Annotated in this window: 11 protein-coding genes; 10 read left to right on the top strand and 1 reads right to left on the bottom strand. The window is 65.2% G+C overall.

The annotated features are described in order from the left end of the window. Window positions 1–4: 4 nt before the first annotated feature. From FDY95_RS19560 to FDY95_RS19550, 3 genes are all read left to right on the top strand, one after another. Complete coding sequence (locus FDY95_RS19560) at window positions 5–3577, top strand: malectin domain-containing carbohydrate-binding protein (protein WP_138080216.1); 3573 nt, start codon at window positions 5–7, stop codon at window positions 3575–3577. A gap of 298 nt (window positions 3578–3875) precedes the next feature. Next, a complete protein-coding gene (locus FDY95_RS19555; protein ID WP_138080215.1) occupies window positions 3876–5471 on the top strand; it encodes a sodium:solute symporter in 1596 nt (531 codons plus the stop codon). A 79-nt stretch (window positions 5472–5550) separates the two neighbouring features. Further along, complete coding sequence (locus FDY95_RS19550; protein ID WP_138080214.1) at window positions 5551–6477, top strand: dihydrodipicolinate synthase family protein; 927 nt, start codon at window positions 5551–5553, stop codon at window positions 6475–6477. Between the two features lie 218 nt (window positions 6478–6695). Here FDY95_RS19550 and FDY95_RS19545 read toward each other — a convergent pair whose 3' ends face one another. Further along, window positions 6696–7589, bottom strand: a complete 894-nt coding sequence (locus FDY95_RS19545; protein ID WP_138080213.1) for an AraC family transcriptional regulator — start codon at window positions 7587–7589, stop codon at window positions 6696–6698. Window positions 7590–8253: 664 nt separating this feature from the next. Between FDY95_RS19545 and FDY95_RS19540 the strand changes: the two genes are divergently transcribed. The 7 genes from FDY95_RS19540 to FDY95_RS19510 all read left to right on the top strand — a co-directional run bounded on the left by FDY95_RS19540 (window position 8254) and on the right by FDY95_RS19510 (window position 22606). Further along, window positions 8254–9924, top strand: coding sequence for a fucose isomerase (locus FDY95_RS19540; RefSeq protein ID WP_138080212.1), 1671 nt, complete (start codon window positions 8254–8256; stop codon window positions 9922–9924). A 138-nt stretch (window positions 9925–10062) separates the two neighbouring features. Next, a complete protein-coding gene (locus tag FDY95_RS19535) occupies window positions 10063–11727 on the top strand; it encodes a pectate lyase family protein (protein WP_138080211.1) in 1665 nt (554 codons plus the stop codon). Between the two features lie 198 nt (window positions 11728–11925). Further along, window positions 11926–15087, top strand: a complete 3162-nt coding sequence (locus tag FDY95_RS19530; protein ID WP_246074086.1) for a DUF6298 domain-containing protein — start codon at window positions 11926–11928, stop codon at window positions 15085–15087. Window positions 15088–15155: 68 nt separating this feature from the next. Next, window positions 15156–16622 carry a glycoside hydrolase family 140 protein gene (locus FDY95_RS19525; RefSeq protein ID WP_246074085.1) on the top strand — a complete coding sequence of 489 codons (1467 nt, stop codon included), beginning with the start codon at window positions 15156–15158 and terminating at the stop codon, window positions 16620–16622. Between the two features lie 150 nt (window positions 16623–16772). Then, window positions 16773–17738 carry a glycoside hydrolase family 43 protein gene (locus FDY95_RS19520; RefSeq protein ID WP_138080210.1) on the top strand — a complete coding sequence of 322 codons (966 nt, stop codon included), beginning with the start codon at window positions 16773–16775 and terminating at the stop codon, window positions 17736–17738. Further along, entirely contained in the window at window positions 17735–19633 is a 1899-nt protein-coding gene (locus FDY95_RS19515; protein ID WP_138080209.1) for a sialidase/neuraminidase family protein, read from the top strand. The genes FDY95_RS19520 and FDY95_RS19515 overlap by 4 nt, the downstream gene beginning before the upstream one ends. Window positions 19634–19768: 135 nt before the next feature. Continuing rightward, window positions 19769–22606: a glycoside hydrolase family 2 protein gene (locus FDY95_RS19510; RefSeq protein WP_138080208.1), complete on the top strand. Its 2838-nt coding sequence runs from the start codon at window positions 19769–19771 to the stop codon at window positions 22604–22606. Window positions 22607–22718: the final 112 nt, after the last annotated feature.

Raw genomic sequence — 22718 nt, 5'->3', positions numbered from 1 at the left:
ACCAATGCCACGCTCCGTTCCCGCCCGTCTGCTCCCCCTGCTACTCCTGCTGCTGACGGCCGCCGGCGCCCGTGCCCAAACCGCGCTGCGCACCGAACTGCCGCTGCTGGCCGGCTGGCGCACCCTGGCCGACGAGCGGAACCAGCAGGCCCACAATGGCTTTGAGCGGGCTGAGTACGAGGACAAAAGCTGGCAAGCGGTGGCCGTGCCCCACAACTGGGACGCCTACGAGGGCTACCGCCGCCAGCGCCACGGCAACCGCCACGGCCACGCCTGGTACCGCAAGAGCTTCAGCGCGCCCGCGCCCGGCAAGGAGCAGCGCAGCTTCCTGTTTTTCGAGGGCGTGGGCTCCTACGCCACCGTCTGGCTGAACGGCCGGCCGGTGGGCAGCCACGCCGGGGGGCGCACCACCTTCACCCTGGACGTAACCGAGGCGCTGCGCCGCGACGGTGGGCCGAACCTGCTGGCCGTGCGCGCCGACCACCCGGCCGGCATCCAGGATTTGCCCTGGGTCTGCGGCGGCTGCTCCGAGGAGCGGGGTTTTTCCGAAGGCTCCCAGCCGCTGGGCATTTTCCGCCCCGTCACGCTTGTCACCACCAGCGCCACCCGCATCCAACCCTTCGGCGTCCACATCTGGGCTGACTCCACCCTGACGGCGCAGGCGGCCCGGCTCAGCGTAACCACCGAGCTGAAAAACTACGGCGCCAAAGCCCAGACGCTGACGGTGCGCCAGCAGCTGCTGGACCGGCAGGGGAGGGTGGTGGCCGAAGTCAGCGCGAAGCAGAAGCTGGCGGCCGGGGCGGCGGCGGAGCTGCGCCAAGCGTTGCCGCAGCTGAATCAGCCGCAGCTGTGGTCGTTGCAGGACCCGTATTTGTACCGGCTCGTCACCCGAATCAGCGCGGGCAAGCAGGCCGTGGACGAGCTGACGACGCCCTACGGTATCCGCTGGATCAGCTGGCCGATTGGCCGGGCCGCGGCGGCGGGGCAGAAGCAGTTTTTACTGAACGGCAAGCCGGTGTTTATCAACGGTATTGCCGAGTACGAGCATTTGCTGGGCCAGAGCCACGCCTTTTCGGCCGAACAGATTCGCACCCGCGTGGGGCAGATGCGGGCCGCTGGCTTCAATGCCTTCCGCGACGCGCACCAGCCCCACAACCTGCGCTACCAGGCCAACTGGGACTCCCTGGGCTGGCTGTGGTGGCCGCAGATGGCCGCCCACGTCTGGTACGACTCGCCCGCGTTCCGGCAGAACTTCAAGACCCTGCTCGTCGAGTGGGTGAAGGAGCGGCGCAACTCGCCCTCGGTGGTGCTCTGGGGCCTGGAAAACGAAAGCACGCTGCCGGCCGACTTCGCCCGAGAGTGCTCGGCCCTCATCCGGCAGCTCGACCCCACGGCCTCCCGGGAGCGGAAAATTACTACCTGCAACGGTGGGCAGGGCACCGACTGGGACGTGCCCCAGAACTGGACCGGCACCTACGGCGGCGACCCGAACCTTTACGGGGCCGACGTGGAGCGGCAGGTGCTCATCGGCGAGTACGGCGCTTGGCGCACCCTCGACCTGCACCGCTCGGGCCCGCCCGCCATCAACGCCGGGCCGTACAGCGAAGACCGGTTTGCCCAGCTCATGCAGCTGAAAGTGCGCCTCGCGGAAGCGGCCAAGGACCGCACCGCCGGCCACTTCTTCTGGCTGCTGACTTCGCACGACAACCCTGGCCGGGTGCAGGGCGGCGAAGGGCAGCGCGAGCTGGACCGCATCGGCCCGGTGAACTACAAGGGTCTGCTCACGCCCTGGGAAGAGCCCACCGACGCCTTCTACATGTTCCGCTCGCACTACGCGCCCAAGGACAAGGAGCCGATGGTGTACCTGGCCTCGCACACCTGGCCCGACCGGTGGCTGCAGCCCGGCCGGCAGGACAGCCTGATCGTGTACTCCAACTGCGACGAAGTGGAGCTGTTCAACGACGTGGGAGCCGTTTCGCTCGGTCGCAAAAAACGCGGCGCTTTCGGCACCCACTTCCAGTGGGACGGCGTGGACATCCGCTACAACGTACTGCAGGCCGTGGGCTACGTGGCCGGCAAACCAGTGGCCCGCGACCTTATCGTGCTGCACCACCTGCCGAAAGCCCCGAGCTTCGACAAGCTGCTGGCGGATGCCAAGCCGCTGACGGCCCCGCAGCCCGGCCTGAACTACCTCTACCGCGTCAACTGCGGCGGGCCTGAGTACGTGGACCAGCACGGCAGCCGCTGGCGGGCCGACCAACCCCGCACCGGCCCCGGCATGGCCGGCTCTACGTCTTGGACCGAGGACTTTCCCGGCCTCGCGCCCTTCTTCGCCTCGCAGCGCCGCACCTTCGACCCGATTCGGGGCACCCGCGACTGGCCGCTGTTCCAGACTTTCCGCTACGGCCGCGACAAGCTGCGCTACCACTTCCCGGTGCCCGACGGCGAGTACCAGGTGGAGCTGTACTTCGCCGAGCCCTGGCTGGGCACCGGCGGCGGCCTGGACTGCACCGGCTGGCGCCTGTTCGACGTGGCCATCAACGGGCAGACGGTGCTCAAAGACCTCGACATCTGGCGCGAAGCCGGCCACGACGGCGCCCTGAAAAAAACCGTGCGGGCCCGCGTGGCGGGCGGGGAGCTGGTCGTATCGTTCCCGAACGTAGCCTCCGGGCAGGCGCTGATTGCGGCCATTGCCGTGGCCTCGGCCGATGCCAGCTTGAAACCGGGCCCCACTGCCCCGGCCGTTATCGGCAATATGCAGACTGGCAACGCCGCCGGCTCCTGGTCGGCCGAAACCTGGCTCGACACCGGCCAGCAGCCCTATTCGGATGCGCCGGCCACGTTCAGCCAGCTGCCCTCGGCCTTGTTCGGCGCCGAGTGGCTGCGCCGGCCGCAGAAGCCGGGTACTACCAGCAAAGCGGCCCCCACCTTCCAGCTGACCACGGCCGCCGACGTGTACGTGGGCGTCGATGCCCGGCAGAGCAGCCGCCCCGACTGGCTGAAAGACTACGAGGATACCAAAACCACGCTCGAAATCAACCAGCAGGGCGCCCGGGCCCTGCGCGTGTTCCGCCGCCGCTTCTCGGCTGGCGCCACCGTTACGCCCGGCCCCGATGCGCCGGGCCTGCTGCCCTGCTTCGTGGCCGTGGGCCGGACCAGCAACATCGAACCGGCCTACGACCTGAAGGCCATTACCGGCTACAAGCCCGCCACCGCCCGGCTCAGCGGCGCCGGCCTGACGCGCGAAACCGTCAACGGCAAGGAAAGCATCACCTACAAGAAAGCCGCCGGGGCCGCCGTGGAGTGGACCATTCAGACCGGCGTGGCCGACGTGTACTCCCTCACCGTGCGCTATGCCAACCCGCTCAGCCGCCCGCTCACCGGCAAGCTGTCCGTCTCAGCCGCCGACGGCACCCTGCTGCGCGAGGAAACGGTGGAACTGCTGCCCTCCAAGCCCGGCAAGTGGAATTACCTGGCCTCGTCCACCGGCACCATGATTAATGCCGGCAGCTACCGCATCAAGCTCACGGCTACGGATGCGGCCGGGTTGAGCGTGTCGGGCCTGGACGTACAGTAGGGCGCAGCCGTTAGCCTGTCATGTCGAGCTTGTCGAGACATCTCGCGTGCTGATGGCGGATAGTAAACTGCTCGTTGAACGAAGAAACTACTTGCAGAAGTCAGCACGCGAGATGTCTCGACTTCGCTCGACATGACGTTCCAAACGCTATATGACGTTCTAAAACCGCTGAAGACAAGATGCTACAATACTCGGGGAAAATCATACACGGCAGGGGCTCAGCGCGAAGCTAGATTTGTAACAGTCACCAACTCCCCTCGCCGGCGCCGATTCGCGGCATTTTGCCCAAACTTGTACCATGAGCAATCTGCGCGTCCTCGACCTCGTTATCATTGCCCTGTACCTGGTCGGTATGGTGGCCGTGGGAGTGTACTTTTCCCGCCGCAACGTCAATCCGGAGCAGTATTCCAGCGCTTCGGGCCTGATTCCGGGCTGGGCCATCGGGCTGTCGATTTACGCGACGTTTCTGAGCAGCAACACCTTTCTGGGCGTGCCCGGCAAGGCTTTTGGCACCAACTGGAACGCCTTCGTCTTCAGCCTTTCGATGCCGCTGGCGGCCTGGGTGGCGGCCCGCTACTTTGTACCATTTTACCGTAGCACCGGCGAAATATCGGCCTACACCCACCTGGAGCACCGCTTCGGCAGCTGGGCCCGCACCTACGCCGTTATCTGCTTTCTGCTCACGCAGTTGGCCCGCATCGGCTCCATCTTCTTCGGCATTGCCCTCACCCTGCAGGCGCTGACGGGCTTTTCGATGGAGCTGATTATGCTCGTCACCGGCATCTGCATCATCGTCTACACCGTGCTGGGCGGCATCGAGGCCGTTATCTGGACGGAGGTGGTGCAGGGCGTCATCAAAACCTTCGGCGCCGCGCTGATTCTGTACTTGGTCGTCGACAACCTGCCCAATGGCGTGGCCGACGTGGTGCGCATCGGCGAGCAGCACGACAAGTTCAGCCTGGGCGGTTTCGCGCCCGATTTCACGCAGTCGACGTTCTGGGTGGTGCTGCTCTACGGCTTCTTCATTAACCTGAACAACTTCGGCGTCGACCAGAACTACGTGCAGCGCTACCACACGGCGGCTTCGGCCCAGCAGGCGTCCAAGTCCATCTGGCTGTGCGTGTGGCTGTACGTGCCCGCTTCGTTGCTCTTTTTCGTCATTGGCTCGGCCCTGTACGCCTACTATCAGGTGCACCCCGAGCTGATTGAGGCCGTGAAGCTGAAAGTGGCCGCCGAAAAGCTCAACCCCGGCGCCACCGCCGCCGAAATCAGCCGGGCCGCCGCCGCGCTGCTGCCCGCCGACTACGGCGACAAGGTGATGCCGCATTTTATGGTCACCAAGATTCCGGCCGGCTTCGTGGGCCTGATCGTGTCGGCCATTCTGTCGGCGGCCATGAGCACCATCAGCTCGGGCATGAACGCCTCGGCCACCGTCTTCACCGCCGACATCTACCAGCGCTACTTCCGGCCCGAGCTGAGCGGCCGGCAGATGCTGCGGCTGCTGCACATCGGCACGGTGGTGGTCGGGCTGGCGGGCATGGGCGTGGGCATTGCCATGATTGGCGTCAAGAGCGTGCTGGACGTGTGGTGGGAGCTGTCGGGCATCTTCGCGGCCGGCATGCTGGGCTTGTTCCTGCTGGGCGTCATCAGCCGGCAGACCGGCAACGCGGAGGCGCTGACGGCTACCATCATCGGCGTGCTGGTGATTCTGTGGATGACCTTTTCGGGCAAGCTGCCTGAGGAGCTGGCCGCTTTCCGAAACCCGCTGCACAAGAGCATGATTATCGTCGTGGGTACGCTCACGATTTTCCTTATCGGCCTGCTGCTCGGCAAGCTGCGCCGCCCCAAACCCTTACAAGAAACCCCGGCGCCGGCCCGCCACTCGGTGGTCTAGCCCGGCGGCCTCACGCTGCAACCCCAACCCGGTGGGCCCTATCGCGCCCGCCGACCCTCATAAGACTGGATTCAAGGAAATGGAAAAATCGCGCAAGGGATTTATCCCGGTCATGCTCACGCCTTTTCAGAGCGACGGGCAAGTCGACTACCCGGCACTTACCCGCCTGACGGAGTTGTACTTAAAGGCCGGCGCCGCTGGTTTGTTTGCCAACTGTCTCTCGAGCGAGATGTTCGAGCTCAGCGCCGATGAGCGGCTGCAGACCATCCGCCACGTGGTGGACGTGGTCGACGGGGCCGTGCCCGTGGTGGCCACCGGCACCTTCGCCGGCACGCTCACCGAGCAGGCCGATTTCGTCAAGAAGGTCTACGGCGCCGGCACCGAGGCCGTCATTGCCATTACCGGCCTGCTGGCGCCGCAGCAGGCGTCCGACGAGGTGTTCAACGAGCGGGTGTTTCAGCTGCTGGAGCAGACCAGCGGCATTCCGCTGGGCTTCTACGAATGCCCCGAGCCCTACAAGCGTCTGCTCTCGGCCGAGCAGCTGCGCGCCTTCGTGCAGACCGGCCGCGTCATCTACCACAAGGATACCTGCCTCGACATCGAGCAGGTGCGCCAGAAGCTGGCCGCCGTCGAAGGCCACCAGTTCGGCCTCTACGACGCCTACATGGTGCATGCGGTGGAGTCGCTCAAGGCCGGGGCGGCGGGGCTGTCCTGCATTCAGGGCAACTTCTTTCCCGAGCTCATCGTGTGGCTCTGCAACAACTACGACAACCCCTACCTGACGGCCGAGGTAGCCGAGGTGCAGCGCTTCTTCGTGCGCAACATGGGCGTGATGCACAACGTGTACCCCATCGTGGCCAAGTACTCCCTCAAGCAGCGCGGCATCGATATTTCCACCTTCACCCGCCGCAAAGTGGGCACCTTGTCCAGCAGCGTGCGCAAGGGCGTGGAAACCCTCTGCCTCGACTACAGCAACCTGCGCAAGGACCTGGAGTGGGCGGCGTAGGGCCTCACCCCCCGGCCCCCTCTCCCGTGGAGAGGGGGAGCCTAACGCCAGCAACCTCAGCCACCCCGCCGCTCCTGGCGCGACTGAGGTACAGCTGCTTGAGTAAAATTAGCCGGAACTGCAAGCGGCCCCAATGCGCCTGAGCGCATTGGGGCCGCTGTCGTTGCTGACGTCAGGCTCCCCCTCTCCACGGGAGAGGGGGCCGGGGGGTGAGGCCCTTACGCCGCCACCAGCTCCCGGTAGTTGCGCAGGTACTTGCGCTTGTACTCCAGGGGCGTCATTTTGGTGATTTTCTTGAAGTGCCGGTAGAAGTTCGACACGTTGTTGAAGCCGCAGTCGAAGCAGATGACCTCGGTGGGCAGCTTGTCCTCAATGAGCAGGCGGCAGGCCTGGCTGATGCGGATTTCGATCAGGAAATCGTAGTACGTCTTCTTGGTGATGAGCTTGAAGTAGCGGCAGAACGAGGTGACGCTCAGATTGCTGATGCTGGCCACTTCTTCCAGCGTGATTTCGTTGCGGTAGTTGGAGAGGGTGTAGTTGCACACCTTGTTGATGCGCATCGTGTCCGACTCGTTGGACTGCGTGAAGGCGTGGTGCTTGGAGGCAATGGTTTCCACCTCGTTGGTTTCCGACAGAATCTTCAGGATGGAGAGGAAGATGATGATGCGGTCCAGGTCGGTGGCTTCCACGGCGCGGCGCATCAGCGGGGCCAGCTGCTCGCGGGCCTCGCCGGTGATGAGCAGCCCGCTCTTGGCCTTCTCGAACAGCTTGGGCACCAGGTAGGCTTCGGGCAAACCCAGCAGGTAGCGGCCCAGGCACTCGGGCATGAACTGAATCACGACGGCCTCCACTTCCAGCTCCGGGTCGTTCTGGAAGTACTCCTCGCGGCAGCGCCAGGTGTGGGGCAGGTTCTGGCCCACCAGCACGATTTCGCCGGCCGAGAAGTTGCTGATGTTGTCGCCGATCAGGCGCACGCCTTCGCCCTTAATTACGTAGTGCAGCTCCAGCTCGGGGTGGTAGTGCCAGATGGTGCCGAAGTTGGGCTTCACGTCGTGGCGGATGCTGAAGGAGTTTTGCGAGCTGATCGGAATTTTGTGGAAGTGAGCCTTCATGTGGGAATGCGGTGAGCGGTCTGGGTGAGCGTTCGGCGGGCCGGGAGTGGGAAGCACCGGCCCTGGTCAGGTGGGAAGCGGCGAGTGGGCGCCGCGCAAACGGGAACGAGTTGGACTCAGAAGTTGGACTACGGGAAGGCGTCGGCGGTTCCGGCGCCGCACTCTAGGATATTATCCTGCCCGGCGAGCAGGCCGCCCGAGGGGCAGCCGGAGCACTCCGGGTTAGTGCGTACTTACTAAAGTAGAGGCCGGGGTAGCCGATACTCTCCTGTAGACTACTGCCCGCTTAACTTTTTCTTCATGTTCGGAAAGCGCCCACACACGGCGGGTGGGCCTATATAGCCGCTGTTCAGCGCTGATTTGCTGCTGAATTTAAATCGATTTCGGGCTTGCGGACGGGTGGCGAAAAGCGCGGTTCGGCGGCTTGGGGAAAGGCGAAAGAAACCCGGCGGCGCGGTGGCTGGTGGGCGAAAAAGCCCCATGCTAACATCCTATACTAAGTAGATAATAAGCGGGAGGAGGCCGGGGCGGGCACCCCGCATATTTGCCATTGAAGTCTGCGGCGGCAAATGGCCGGTGAGTCGAACGGCTCCCGCGCCCGCCCGCCGCCTGCCCGGCCCCGGCTGCCGGCCCTTGCCTCCCCACCTCAAAACCCTGCTCCGACGTGGCCCCGAACTTTCCCCCGAACGAAGTCCTCCTCCTCGCCAGCGGCGACCTGCGCCTGGCCGCCAACCAAGACTGCTGGGCCGCCCAGCAGGCCATGGAAGAACTGCTGACCGCCGCCCTGGCCCGCCAGGGCTACACGGTGCGCCGCGCCCACGCCTACGACCCCGACAAGCGCCACGGCTTCCTCGACTCGCAGAAGATGGGCATGGAAGTGTTTCGCCAGCTCAACCCCGCGCAGCCGCTCATCGTGGCCGAGAGCGTGTGGCAGTACTCGCACCACGTGCTGGCCGGCCTCACCACCCACCGCGGCCCCATCCTGACGGTGGCCAACTGGAGCGGGCAGTGGCCCGGGCTGGTGGGGATGCTGAACCTGAACGGCTGCCTCACCAAGGCCGGTGTGAAGTACAGCACCCTCTGGAGCGAGGACTTCACCGACGCGTTCTTCGAGCAGGGCCTGCGCCAGTGGCTGAGCACCGGCAGCATCACCCAGGACGCCAGCCACGTGCGCAGCCTGAGCGCCGTGCAGCTGCCCGCCGCCGAGGAAGAGCAGGGCCGCGCCTTCGGCCGCCGGCTGCGCCAGGACAAGGCCATCATGGGCGTGTTCGACGAGGGCTGCATGGGCATGTACAACGCCATCGTGCCCGACGAGCTGCTGCACGCCACCGGCCTCTTCAAGGAGCGCCTGAGCCAATCGACGTTGTACGCCGCCATGCGCACCGTCACCGACCAGGAGGCCCGGCAGGTGCTCGACTGGCTGCTGGCCAAGGGCATGACGTTCAACTGGGGCACCGACGAAGCCACCGAGTTGACCGAAGCGCAGACGCTGGAGCAGTGCAAGATGTACGTAGCCGCCGTGCGCCTCGCCGATGAGTTCGGCTGCGCCACCATCGGTATTCAGTACCAGCAGGGCCTGAAGGACCTCACCGTGGCCAGCGACCTGGTGGAAGGCCTCCTGAACAACCAGGACCGTCCGCCCGTTTTCAGCGCCGATGGCCGCGAGCTGTACGCCGGGCAAGCCCTGCCGCACTTCAACGAAGTGGACGAGTGCGCCGGCCTCGACGCGCTGCTGACCTACGGGCTCTGGCAGGAGCTGGGCCTGTCGGGCGAAACCACCCTGCACGATTTGCGCTGGGGCCAGAACTTTAATACCGGCGCGGGCGAGGAGTTCGTGTGGGTGTTTTTGATTTCGGGCGCGGCCCCGCCGGCCCACTTCGCGGGCGGCTACCGGGGCGCCAGCTCCGAGCGGCAGCCGCCCATGTACTTCCGCCTCGGCGGGGGCAGCCTGAAGGGCGTGAGCCGCCCGGGCCCCATCGTCTGGAGCCGGGTGTACGTGCAGGACAACGCGCTGCACTGCGACCTGGGCGTGGGCGAGGCCGTGCAGCTGCCCGAAGCCGAAACCCAGCGCCGCTGGCAGGAAACCACCCCGCAGTGGCCCATCATGCACGCCACGCTGAAAGGCGTGACCCGCGACCAGATGATGGCCCGCCACAAGGCCAACCACATTCAGGTGGTGTACGCCGCCGACGAGGCCCAGGCCCACGCCGCCTGCCGCATCAAAGCCGCCGCGCTGGCCGAAATGGGCCTGCAGGTACACTTTTGCGGCGCCGTGGAAGGCCTCACGCCCCGCGCCGTGCCCCAGGACATCGAGCTGGCTACTTTGGCCAACTAAGTCAAGAAGAGGGGCTTAACTTCGCTGACCTTCGGTCCAGCCTGCGTCCGTTTGACAGTAGCTTCGACGTCAGCACCACCTGCCGTAAATGTTCTGCAAAACGCGGGCTAAAGCCCGCGCTACACCTACCCGACCCGCATGAAAACCCGCCTGCTTTTCCTCTCCGTTACCGCCGCGGCGGCTTGCGCGGCCCAGCCCGCGCTGGCCCAGTACCCTACCATTCCGCCCGACGTGCAGGCCAAGGCCGACGCGCTGCTGGCCGATGCGCAGAAGCACTCCGACGAAGCCTGGGCCAAGGCCCTGCCCATCATCGAGCAGGAAGCCAAGCAGGGCAAGCCCTACGTGCCCTGGGCGGCCAAGCCTTCGGATTTGCCGCAGGCCAAGGTCACGGCGTTTCCGGGTGCCGAGGGCGGCGGGGCGTACGCGTTCGGCGGGCGCGGGGGTAAGGTGTTCGTGGTGACCAGCCTGGACGACAGCGGCCCGGGCACCTTGCGCGAGGCCTGTGAGCAGGGCGGCGCCCGCACGGTGGTCTTCAACGTAGCCGGCATCATCCGGCTCAAAAGCCCCATCAGCATCCGGGCGCCCTACATCACCATTGCGGGCCAGACGGCGCCCGGCGACGGGGTGTGCGTGGCCGGGGAGTCCTTGTGGATTGACACCCACGACGTGGTTATCCGCTACCTGCGCTTCCGCCGCGGGGCCACCGAAGTGGGCCGCCGCGACGACGGGCTGGGCGGCAACGGCATCGGCAACATCATCATCGACCACGTCTCGGCTTCGTGGGGCCTGGACGAGAACATGTCGATGTACCGGCACGTGTACCACAATCCCGAAACGGGCAAGGCCGACAAGCTGCCGACGGTGAACGTGACCATCCAGAACTCGATTTTCTCGGAGGGCCTCGACACCTACAACCACGCCTTCGGCAGCACCATCGGGGGGCTGAACAGCGCCTTCGTGCGCAACCTCTGGGCCAACAACATCAGCCGCAACCCCTCGGTGGGCATGTACGGCGACTTCAACTTCGCCAACAACGTGGTGTTCAACTGGTGGAACCGCTCGGCCGACGGCGGCGACAACCGCTCGGAGTACAACTTCGTGAACAACTACTACAAGCCCGGCCCGATTACGCCGCTCGACCAGCCCATCAGCTTCCGCATCCTCAAGGCCGAGGCCAGCCGTGACAAGGCCCTGGGCCAGGTGTATGGCAAAGCCTACGTGGCCGGCAACGTCATCGAGGGCAACGAGAAGGTGACCAAGGACAACTGGGCCGGGGGCGTGCAGCTCGAAGACGTGGCCGAGCCGGAGAAAATACTGGCCGCCATCCGCACCGACAAACCCTTCGCCATGCCCAACGTGGGCACGGTGCTGTCGGCCCAGGAGGCCTACCGTTACGTGCTCGACAACGTGGGCGCCGCCCTGCCCCGGCGCGACGCCGTCGACGCCCGCATCGTGGAGGAAGTGCGCACCGGCAAAATCGTGTACGCCAAGGACGCCAAGGACACCCCGGTCAACCCCTACATCAAGCGCCGCCTGCCCGCCGATTCCTACAAGCAGGGCATCATCACCGACCCGCAGCAGGTGGGCGGCTACCCCGAGTACAAGGGCAAGCCCTACGTGGACTCGGACAAGGACGGCATGCCCGACGACTGGGAGAAAAAGCATGGCCTGAACCCCAAGGATGCCGCCGACGCGGCCAAGGACCGTGACAACGACGGCTACACCAACATCGAGGAGTACCTCAACAGCGTGGTCGATACCCAGAAAGTGAAGCCCGCCGCGCCCGGTACGCGCAAATCGTAAGCGTGTAGCGCTGACTTTCTAGTCGGCGCTGCGGCGGCACGCCGCAATGCGGAACCGCGCCGCTGGTGCTGTTGTCGCCTAATTGCGCAGGCCCGCATCGGCGTGTGCCGCGCCGGCGCCGACTAGAAAGTCAGCGCTACATCGACGTTCAACGTCAGCTAAAACCACCCCTCGCTCTTGACCTCGCCCGCCTCCCCTTTGGTTTTCCGTTTTCACCCGCGTCTGCTCGGGCTGGCCCTGGGCCTGGCTTTGAGCGCCGCGCCCTGGCCGGTGGCCGTCTACGCCCAGAAGCCCAAGGTGGAGCGGCCCCTGCCGCCGCTGTCGGAAGGCAAGGACCACCAGCTGGTGTACGTGGCCGACGCGCAAGGCAACCGCGTGCCGGACTTTTCCACCTGCGGCTACGCGGCCAGCGAAAAAGCCATTCCGCTGGTGCCCGTGCGCGTGGTGGTGCCGCTGAAGCAAGGCGACGCCACTGCTCGCATTCAGGCCGCGCTGGACTACGTGGCCGCCCTGCCCGCTGATAAAGCCACCGGCCTGCGAGGCGCCGTGCTGCTCGAAAAAGGCACTTACGACGTAGCCGGCGGCCTGCTGATCCGGGCTTCCGGCGTGGTGCTGCGCGGTAGCGGCATGGGCGAAGATGGAACGGTACTGCTCGGCAGCGGCCTGGACCGGCAGACGCTCATCCGCATTATCGGCCGCGACGACCGGCAACTCGACAAGGCCGTGGCCGTGACCGATGCCTACGTGCCCGTCGGCGCCAATCAGCTCAAGTTGGCCGGGCACGGGCTGAAAGCGGGGGATATGGTGCTGGTGCGCCGGCCCTCCACCAAGGAGTGGATTCAGGCCCTGGGCACCGAAACCTTCGGCGGCGGCATTTCGGCCCTGGGCTGGAAGCCGGGCCAGCGCGACCTGACCTGGGACCGGCAGGTGGTGAGCGTGCAGGGCGACGTGGTGACGCTGGATGCCCCGCTGACTACCGCGCTGGAGGCGCAGTATGGTAGCGGCACCGTGCAGCCCTACCGCTGGGCGGGCCGCATCAGCCAGGTGGGCGTGGAAAACCTGCGCTGCCGCTCCGCCTTCGACGCGCAAAACCCCAAGGACGAGGCGCACCGCTGGATGGGCGTGACCCTGGAAAACGTGGCTGACGCCTGGGTGCGGCAGGTGGCGTTTGAGCACTTCGCCGGTTCCGCGGTGGCCGCCTTCGAGTCGGCGAAGCGCGTGACGGTGGAGGACTGCCTGAGCCTGGCGCCGGTGTCGGAAGTGGGCGGGCAGCGGCGCAACGCGTTCTTCACCGCCGGGCAGCAGACCCTGTTTCAGCGCCTGTACTCCGAGCAGGGCTACCACGACTTTGCCGCGGGCTTCTGCGCCGCCGGGCCGAACGCCTTCGTGCAGTGCCAGAGCCGGGAGTCGCTGGGCTTCAGCGGGGCCGTGGACAGCTGGGCCTCGGGGCTCTTGTTCGACCTCGTGAACATCGATGGCAATGCGCTGAGCCTGGCCAATCGGGGGCAGGACGGGCAGGGCGCGGGCTGGACGGCCGCCAACAGCGTGGTCTACCAGAGCACCGCCGCCCGCATCGATTTGCCCAAGCCGCCCACCGCCCAGAACTGGGCGTTCGGCACCTGGGCGCAGTTTCAGGGCGACGGGTATTGGGGTGAGTCCAACAACAGCATCAACCCGCGCAGCCTGTTTTATGCCCAGCTGGCGGAGCGCCTGGGTGGCAAAACCGCCGTGCAGCCGCAGCTGTTGGCCTTGCCCACCGAAGCCTCCAGCAGCCCCAGCGTCGCCGTGGCCCAGGAGCTGACGGCCCAGGCCAAGCAGCCCGCCCCGCAGCTGATTGATTGGATCCGGCAGGCCCCGCAGCGCCAGCCGATTTCAACTTCCACGAACGGCGCCAAGGGTTTGGATCAGCTGAAAATCAAGGCTCCGGCACCCGCGCCGACGCTGGCGCCGCTGCGGGTGCAGAACGGCGTGCTGGTGCGTGGCAGCGTGGTGCAGACCGGCAGCCGGGGCTCGGTGCCGTGGTGGAACGGCTCCTCGCGGCCCTACGGCATCGGCCAGGCCAAGCCCGCCATTACCCGCTACGTGCCCGGCCGCACCGGCCGCGGCTACACCGACGACCTCACGGCCCTGACCGATTCGATGCAGGCCCGCCACCAGATCGGGATGGAGCAGAACTACGCCCTCTGGTACGAGCGGCGCCGCGACGACCACGAGCGGGTGCGGCGCATGGACGGCGACGTGTGGCCGCCCTTCTACGAGCTGCCCTTCGCCCGCAGCGGGCAGGGCGCGGGCTACGACGGGCTGAGCAAGTACGACCTGACCAAGTACAACCCCTGGTACTGGGGCCGCCTGCGCGAGTTTGCCCAGCTGGCTGACCAGAAGGGCCTCGTGCTGGTGCATCAGAACTACTTCCAGCACAACATCATCGAAGCCGGCGCGCACTACGCCGACTTTCCCTGGCGCCCGGCCAACAACGTGAACAACACCGGTTTCCCCGAGCCGCCCAACTACGCCGGCGACAAGCGCATCTTCATGGCCGAGCAGTTCTATGACGTGACGCACCCCGCGCGCCGCGCCCTGCACCGCGCCTACATCCGCCAGTGCCTCAATAACTTCACCGACAACAGCGGCGTCATTCAGCTGATCGGGGAGGAGTTTACCGGCCCGCTGCCCTTCGTGCAGTTCTGGCTCGACACGATTAAAGAGTGGGAGCAGGAGACGGGCAAAAACGTGCTGATTGGCTTGAGCACGACCAAGGACGTGCAGGACGCCATCCTGGCCGACCCCGCCCGCGCCGCCGTGGTCGACATCATCGACATCCGCTACTGGCACTACCAGGCCGACGGCGCGGCTTACGCCCCGGCGGGCGGGCAGAACCTGGCCCCGCGCCAGCACGCCCGCCTGCTGAAGCCCAAGGCCTCGTCGTTTGAGCAGGTGTACCGGGCCGTGCGCGAGTACCGCCAGCAGTTTCCCGACAAAGCCGTCCTCTACTCCGGCGACGGGGCCGATAAATTCGGCTGGGCCGTGCTGCTGGCCGGCGGCTCTTTGCCCGACGTGCCGGCCGTGCCCAGCCAGGAATTCCTGGCCGCCGTGGCCCGCATGAAGCCCGCCGAGCAAGCCGCCGCCGTGGCGAAACAGTGGCAGCTAGTGAATCCTGGCCAGGGCTACATCCGCTACTGCGAGCCGACGGCCGCCACCCAACTCGACCTCCGCCAGGAATCTGGCGCCTTCCGCGTGCAGTGGCTCGATGCCAAGGACGGGCACCTGCTCGGCAAGGCCCAGAAAGTGAAGGGCGGGCAGGTGCTCGACCTCAAAAACCCCCAGGCCGCCCCCGCCATCCTGTGGGTGGATAAAGGGTAGAGCTTGATGTAGAACTTAGAAGTGAGAACTGAGAGCCTAGAACTTAGAAGAACAGAAACCAGAATCGAATGACCCAAAAGAACAAACCCGGCGGGGAGCAAATGTGGCGCAAGCTGGCGAAGCAGCGGCCGGCCCGTAAGGTGAATCGTTGGCTTTCTAAGCTCTCAGTTCTAACTGTCTCAGCTCTAACCCTAGCCGCCGCGCCTTCGGAGCCGCTGGGCAAGCTCAAGGTCGCCAGCAACGGCCGTTACCTGCAGACGGAGGCCGGCAAGCCCTTCTTCTGGCTGGGGGACACCGGCTGGCTCTTATTCAACAAGCTCAAGCGCGAAGAAGCTGAAACCTACCTCGAAGACCGCCGCAAAAAGGGCTTCAACGTCATCCAGGTGATGGTGCTGCACCAGGTACCCGCCGTGAACGTGTACGGCGACTCCGCCCTGGTGCACGGCAACGTGGCCACGCCGCTCGTCACCAAGGGCAACTCGCCCGCCGACCCGGCCCAGTACGACTTCTGGGACCACGTCGACTACATCGTGGATCTGGCGGCCAAAAAGGGCCTGTACATGGGCCTGGTGCCGGTATGGGGCACCAACGTGAAGGGCGGCAAAGTCAACCAGGTACAAGCCAAAGCCTACGCCACTTTCCTGGCGGAGCGCTACCGGAACCGCCCGAACATCATCTGGCTGAACGGTGGCGACATTGCCGGCTCCGACTCGCTGAAGGTCTGGAATACCATTGGCAGCACGCTGAAAGCCGTCGACCCGAACCATCTGGTGACCTACCACCCGCGGGGGCGCACGCAGTCGTCGGACTGGTTTCATAACGCGAAGTGGTTGGATTTCAACATGTACCAGTCGGGGCACCGGCGCTACGCCCAGGATACCTCGCGCAACGAGCAGAAGCACTACGGCGAGGACAACTGGCGCTACCAGCAGGTCGACCAGGCCCTGAAGCCCGCCAAGCCCAGCCTCGACGGGGAGCCGTCGTACGAGGGCATTCCGCAGGGTTTGCACGACATCACCCAGCCCCGCTGGACCGACGCCGACGTGCGCCGCTACGGCTACTGGTCGGTTTTCGCGGGGGCTTTCGGCTACACCTACGGGCAGAACTCGGTGATGCAGATGCACAGCGCCTTCGACAAAGGCAGTGCCTACGGCTCGTCGGAGCTGTGGTCGTCGGCCCTGAACGCGCCGGGTGCCGCGCAGATGCAGTACCTCAAGCAGCTGATGTTGTCGCGGCCCTACTTCGAGCGGGTGCCGGATCAGTCCATCATTGCTGGCGGGGAAGGGGAGAAGTACGAGCGGCTGCTGGCCACGCGGGGCAAAAGCTACGCCTTTGTATACACCTACACCGGCCGCAACATCAAGGTGAACCTGGGCAAAATCGGCGGCAGCAAGGTCAAGGCGTCGTGGTTCAGCCCGCGCGACGGGAAAACCACCGCCATCGGCACCTTTCCGAACAAGGGCACGCAGGAATTCAACGCCCCCGGCGAGCCGAAAAACGGCAACGACTGGGTGCTGGTGCTGGACGGGGTGTAGCCACAGCAACGGAAAAGAAGAACGTCATGTCGAGCTTGTCGAGACATCTCGCGTGCTGACGTTCGAGAGTAAAATCAACGAATAGAATAGTATCAGACGTCAGCACGCGAGATGTCTCGACAAGCTCGACATGACGTTCTAAAAGCTCCCATGCTCAACACCAAAGCCGTCCGCTTCCTCGCCCCGCTGCTCGGGGCCGCGCTGCTTACAGCTTGTGGGCGCGACGTGTACATGTTCACGTCGTTTCACGAGCCGGCCAATGAAGGGCTGCGCCTGCTCTACAGCTACGACGGGTATAAGTGGCAGGACCTGAACCGCATCTTCCTGCAGCCGCAGGTGGGGCCGAGCAAGATTATGCGCGACCCAAGCATTGCCCGCGGGCCGGATGGGACGTACCACCTCGTCTGGACCTGCGGCTGGAAGGGTGACAAGGGCTTCGGCTACGCCTCCTCGAAGGACTTGGTGCATTGGTCGGCGCAGCGCTTTATCGACGTGATGGGCCACGAGCCCACGACCGTGAACGTGTGGGCGCCGGAAATCTTCTACGACGCCCCGACCCAGCAGTACCTCATCGTGTGGGCCAGTACCATCCCGCTGCGCTTCCCGCGGGGCATCGAGGATGAGGACAACAACCACCGGCTCTACTACACCACGACTAAGGACTTCCAGTCCTTCACGCCCGCCAAGCTCTTCCTCGATCCGGGCTGGAGCGCCATCGACGCGGTGGTGGTGCCGCGTGGGCCGCAGGATTACGTGCTGGTGGTGAAAGACAATACCCGGCCCATGCGCAACATCAAGGTGGCGTTTGGACCCTCGGCGCTGGGACCGTTTCCGAACGTATCGGAGCCTTTCACCGGCAACTTCACCGAGGGCCCGAGCGTGCTGGCGCTGCCGGATAAGCAGTGGCTGATCTACTACGACGCTTACAAAGAAAAGCGCTTCGGCGTGATGAAAACGGCCGATTTCAAGACGTTCACCGACGTGTCGGCCCAAACCAGCGTGCCGCAGGGGCACAAGCACGGCACCGTGTTCATGGCGCCGCGCCGGACGTTGAAAAACCTGTTGCGCAGCGCCCCGACGGCACCTGCAACGACTACCACGAGCGGAAATCCATGAGCAAGCAGATAGGAATTTGGGTAGCAGCCGCGGCGACGCTGGGCGGCGTTTCGGCCCAGGCCCAGACGGCGCCGGAAACCATCCGCTACACCGGCACCACGCTCAGCAACGTGGACTACCACCACGGGCAGCTGCGCCCGGCCATCGGCACCCACGCCCGGCAGGTGCTGCGGGCGAATCGGGAGCAGCCCAGCGCGGCCAACGGGGAAGGGTGGACCTACAACCACGCGCCCATGCTGGCCTACTGGCAGGGACAGTTCTACTACCAGTACCTGAGCAACCCCGCCGGGGAGCATATTCCGCCCGGCCGCACCCTGCTGCTGACCTCCAAGGACGGCTACATCTGGTCGAACCCCACAGTGATTTTCCCGCCCTACAAGGTGCCCGACGGCTTCACCAAGCCCGACCAGCCCGGCAAAGTGGCCCGGAACCTGGAGGCCGTGATGCACCAGCGCATCGGCTTCTACGTGTCGAAAAAGAACCGCCTGCTGACCCTGGGCTACTACGGCGTGGCCCTCGACGCCAAGGACGACCCGAACGACGGGCAGGGCATCGGGCGGGTGGTGCGCGAGGTGCTGCCGGGCGGCAAGTTCGGGCCGATTTACTTCCTGCGCCACAACAAGACCTGGGACCAGTCGAAATCCGCTTACCCCTTCTACACCAAGAGCAAGGACAAGGGCTTCGTGGCGGCCTGCGAGGAAATCCTGAGCAACCCGCTGATGATGCAGCAGATGGTGGAGGAACAGGACAAGGACGACCCGCTCATTCCGATTCACAAGGACTACAAGGCCTTCAGCTACTACCACCTGCCCGACGGCCGGGTGGTGGGCCTTTGGAAGCACGCGCTGACCACCATCAGCCCCGACGGCGGCCGGACCTGGCCCAACCCGGTCATCCGCGCCCCGCACTTCGTCAACAGCAACGCCAAAATCTGGGGGCAGCGCACCGCCGACGGCCATTATGCTACCGTGTATAATCCCTCGGAGTTCCGCTGGCCACTGGCTGTTTCCACGTCGCAAAACGGCCTCGACTACACCGACCTCTGGCTGGTACACGGCGAAATCACGCCCATGCGCTACGGCGGCAACTACAAAAGCTACGGCCCGCAGTACGTGCGCGGCATCCAGGAAGGCGACGGGGTGCCGCCCGACAAGAAAATGTGGGTGAGCTACAGCGTGAACAAGGAGGACCTCTGGATTGCCTCGGTGCCGGTGCCCATCCGCGCCACGGCCAGCAGCCATGCCAACGAGGTTTTCGCCCGGCTGCCCGCCGGGCAGGAGCTCGACCAGTGGAATACCTACAGCTTGGTGCAGGCCCCGGTGGAAATCGGCCCGCTGCCCGACGGCTCGAAGGGCCTGGTGTTCAAGGATTCGGACCGCTTCGACTACGGCAAGGCCGAGCGCATCATCCCCGAAAGCAAGCAGCTGACGGCCGAGCTGTCGGTAGTGCCCGCCCAGAACGACCACGGCCTTCTGCAAATCGAGTTTCAGGATGCCAAGGGTCAGCCCGCTGTGCAGCTTTCGTTCGACTCCACCGGCACGCTCAGCTACAAGGCCGGGGCCCGCTTCAAAGGAGTGACCAAGTACCAGGCCGGCCAGCAGCTCGACCTGAAAGTGACCCTGGATGCGCCCAACCGCACCTGCACGGTATCGGTGAACGGGGGCAAGAACAGCACCTTCATCTTCTTCGCCCCGGTGGCCTCCTTCGAGCGGGTGATGCTGCGCACCGGCCCCGCCCGCCACTTCCCCACGCCCGATACGCCCGCCGACCAGGCCTACGATTTGCCCCGCGCGGGGGAGTCGGAGAAGCTGGCGGTGTTCTATGTGAAGTCGTTGAAGACGTCGGCACCGGATGCGGCCACGGGTTCGGCGGCCAAAGGTTCTGGCGCCAACTAAGCCGCCCGGTGTAGAGACGCGACCCTTCGCGTCTCGTCGTTGAACGGTCTGCGTTGAACGAGCGGCCCCGGCAGTCAAAACAACATCAGCAACGATTGAGACGCGATGGGTCGCGTCTCTACCAATCCTTCCCGCATGCCCATTACCTCTACCGCGTCCCGCCTGGCTGCCGTGCTGCTGACGATGCTGCCCTTGACATCCGTCCACGCCCAGCAGACGCAGATTCAGTACCTCTCCGGTACCGACAAAGACCACACAGTGAAGTGGAAATTCCACTGCTCGGCCGGCCGCAACGCCGGCAAGTGGACCACCATCCCGGTGCCCTCCAACTGGGAGCTGCAGGGCTTCGGCAAGTACAACTACGGCCACGCCAAGGACACCGCCCGCGGCAAGGAAGTGGGCCAGTACAAGTACGAGTTCAAGGTGCCCAAGAACTGGGACGGCAAGACGGTGAATATCGTCTTCGACGGCGCCATGACCGATACTGAGGTCAAAATCAACGGTCAGTCGGCCGGGCCGATGCACCAGGGCTCCTACTACCGCTTCAAGTACGACATTACCCGGCTGCTCAAGCCAGGCAAAACCAACCTGCTCGAAGCCACCGTCAGCAAGCACTCGGCCAACGAATCCGTCAACGACGCCGAGCGGCGAGGGGACTTCTGGCTGTTCGGCGGCATCTTCCGCCCGGTGTTCCTGGAGGCCCTGCCCGTCACCCACATCAGCCGCGTGGCCGTGGATGCCAAGGCCGACGGCTCCCTGCGCGCCGACGTGTACACCCAGGGCAGCGGGGCCGACGAAGTCGTGGGCCAGCTCTACACGCTGGATGGGCAGAAAGCCGGCGCCGAGTTCCGCGCGGCCGTAGCCGCCGGGGCCACCACCCGCCTGCAAACTTCGCTGAATCAGGCCCAGCTCTGGACGCCCGAAACACCCAACCTCTACCGCGTGGCCTTCACCCTGCGCAAGGGCGGGCAGCCGGTGCACGTCGTCGACAAGCGCATCGGTTTCCGCACCATGGAAGTGCGCGAGCGGGACGGCATGTACCTGAACGGCGTCAAAATCAAGTTCAAGGGCGTCAACCGCCACTCGTTCTGGCCTACCTCCGGCCGCGTGACCAGCAAGGCCCTGAGCATCCAGGACGTGAACCTGATGCGAGAGATGAACATGAACGCCGTGCGCATGGCCCACTACCCGCCCGACGACCATTTCCTGGCCGCCTGCGACTCGCTGGGCCTGATGGTGCTCGACGAAATAGCCGGCTGGCACGGCAACTACGACACGCCCACCGGTACCAAGCTCACCGAGGAAATGGTGCGCAAGGACGAAAACCACCCCAGCATCGTGGTGTGGGTCAACGGCAACGAGGGCGGCCACAACTTCGACCTCGACCCGGTGCTCGACCGCATGGATTTGCAGCAGCGCCCCGTCATCCACGCCTGGCAGGTGTTCCGCGGCACCGATACCCAGCACTACATCAACTACGACTACGGCAACGGCACGCACCTGCAGGGCCACAACGTGGTGTTTCCCACCGAGTTCCTGCACGGCCTCTACGACGGCGGCCACGGCGCCGGCCTCGAAGACTACTGGGAGCAGATGTGGGCCCACCCGCGCTCGGCCGGCGGCTTCCTCTGGGACTTCTCCGACGCCGGCGTGGTGCGCACCGACAAGGGCGGCATCCTCGACACCGACGGCAACCACGGCGCCGACGGCATCCTCGGGCCCTACCGCGAAAAGGAGGGCAGCTTCTTCACCATCAAGGAAGTCTGGAGCCCCGTGTTCTTCGAACGCCGCGACATCACCCCGGCCTTCGACGGCACCTTCCGCGTGCAAAACCGCTTCCACTTCACCGACCTGAATCAGTGTAAGTTCACCTGGAAACTCGCCCAACTGCCCGGCCCCGGCAGCAAGGCCGCGCCCGTCACCAAAACCGGCACCCTCACCGCGCCCAGCATTGCCCCCAACGGCACCTACGGCACCCTGAGAGTGGCCCTGCCCGCCGACTGGCAGCAGCACGACGTGCTCTACATCACCGCCCAGTACCCCGACGGCCGCGAAATCTACACCTGGAGCTGGCCCATTGCCCGCCCCAGCGCCGTGGCCCAGCAGCTCGTGCGCCTCGAAGGCACCGGTGCCGCCAAGCTCACCGAAACCGATTCGCTTTACGCGGTGGCCGCCAACGGCGTGGAGCTGACCTTCAGCCGCCGCTCCGGCCTGCTGCGCCAGGTGCGCAACACCAAGGGCATCATCCCGCTTTCCAACGGCCCCGTGCTGGCCGAGGGCGAAACCGCCTTCGAGGGCCTGAGCCAGCGCCAGGACGGCGCCAACGTCGTCATCGAAGCCAAATTCGGCAAGCAGAGCCGCTACCAGTCCTTGCAGTGGACGGTATACCCCTCGGGCTGGGTGAAGATGACCGCCAAGTACTTCCCCAAGGACTACGACTTCCAGCTGGCCGGCCTCAACTTCAACTACCCCGAAAAGGAAGTCAAAGGCATTCAGTGGCGCGGCGACGGGCCCTACCGCGTCTGGAAAGACCGCCTGAAGGGCACCACCCTAGGCGTGTGGACCAAGGCCTACAACAACACCAGCACCGGCGAAATGGAAGGCACCCGCGGCCCCGAGTACCCCGAGTTCAAGGGCTACTACTCCAACTTCTACTGGCTCACCCTGCAGACCACCGGCCAGCCCCTCACGATAGTCTGCGACCAGGAAGACGTGTACCTGCGCCTGTTCACGCCGCGCTTCTCGGCCACGCCCTACAACACGGCCCCGGCCTTCCCCGGCGGCCAGCTCTCCTTTATGCACGGCATCACGCCCATCGGCACCAAGTCGCAGAAAGCCGAGAACATGGGCCCGATGGGCAAAACCAACATGTACTACGACTACGGCAAAGACCCCTCGTACGCCAAGGAAATGACCTTGTACTTCGATTTCTCCGGCCAGCAGGCCCCGGCCGGGGCGGTCGGGCAGCGGTAGACGGTTAGGGCTCGAATGCAGCAGCGGGTAGTGAACCGATGAGGTTTGCTACCCGCTGTTTGCGTGTTAAGATTATATGTGCGTTATTTGAATAGCTACATTGGTAAGATGT

The sequence above is a fragment of the Hymenobacter jeollabukensis genome (assembly GCF_005771675.1).
Classification (GTDB): Bacteria; Bacteroidota; Bacteroidia; order Cytophagales; family Hymenobacteraceae; genus Solirubrum; species Solirubrum jeollabukense.
Note: the sequence above shows the minus strand (reverse complement) of the source record. Positions and strands in the feature narration are given on the sequence as shown.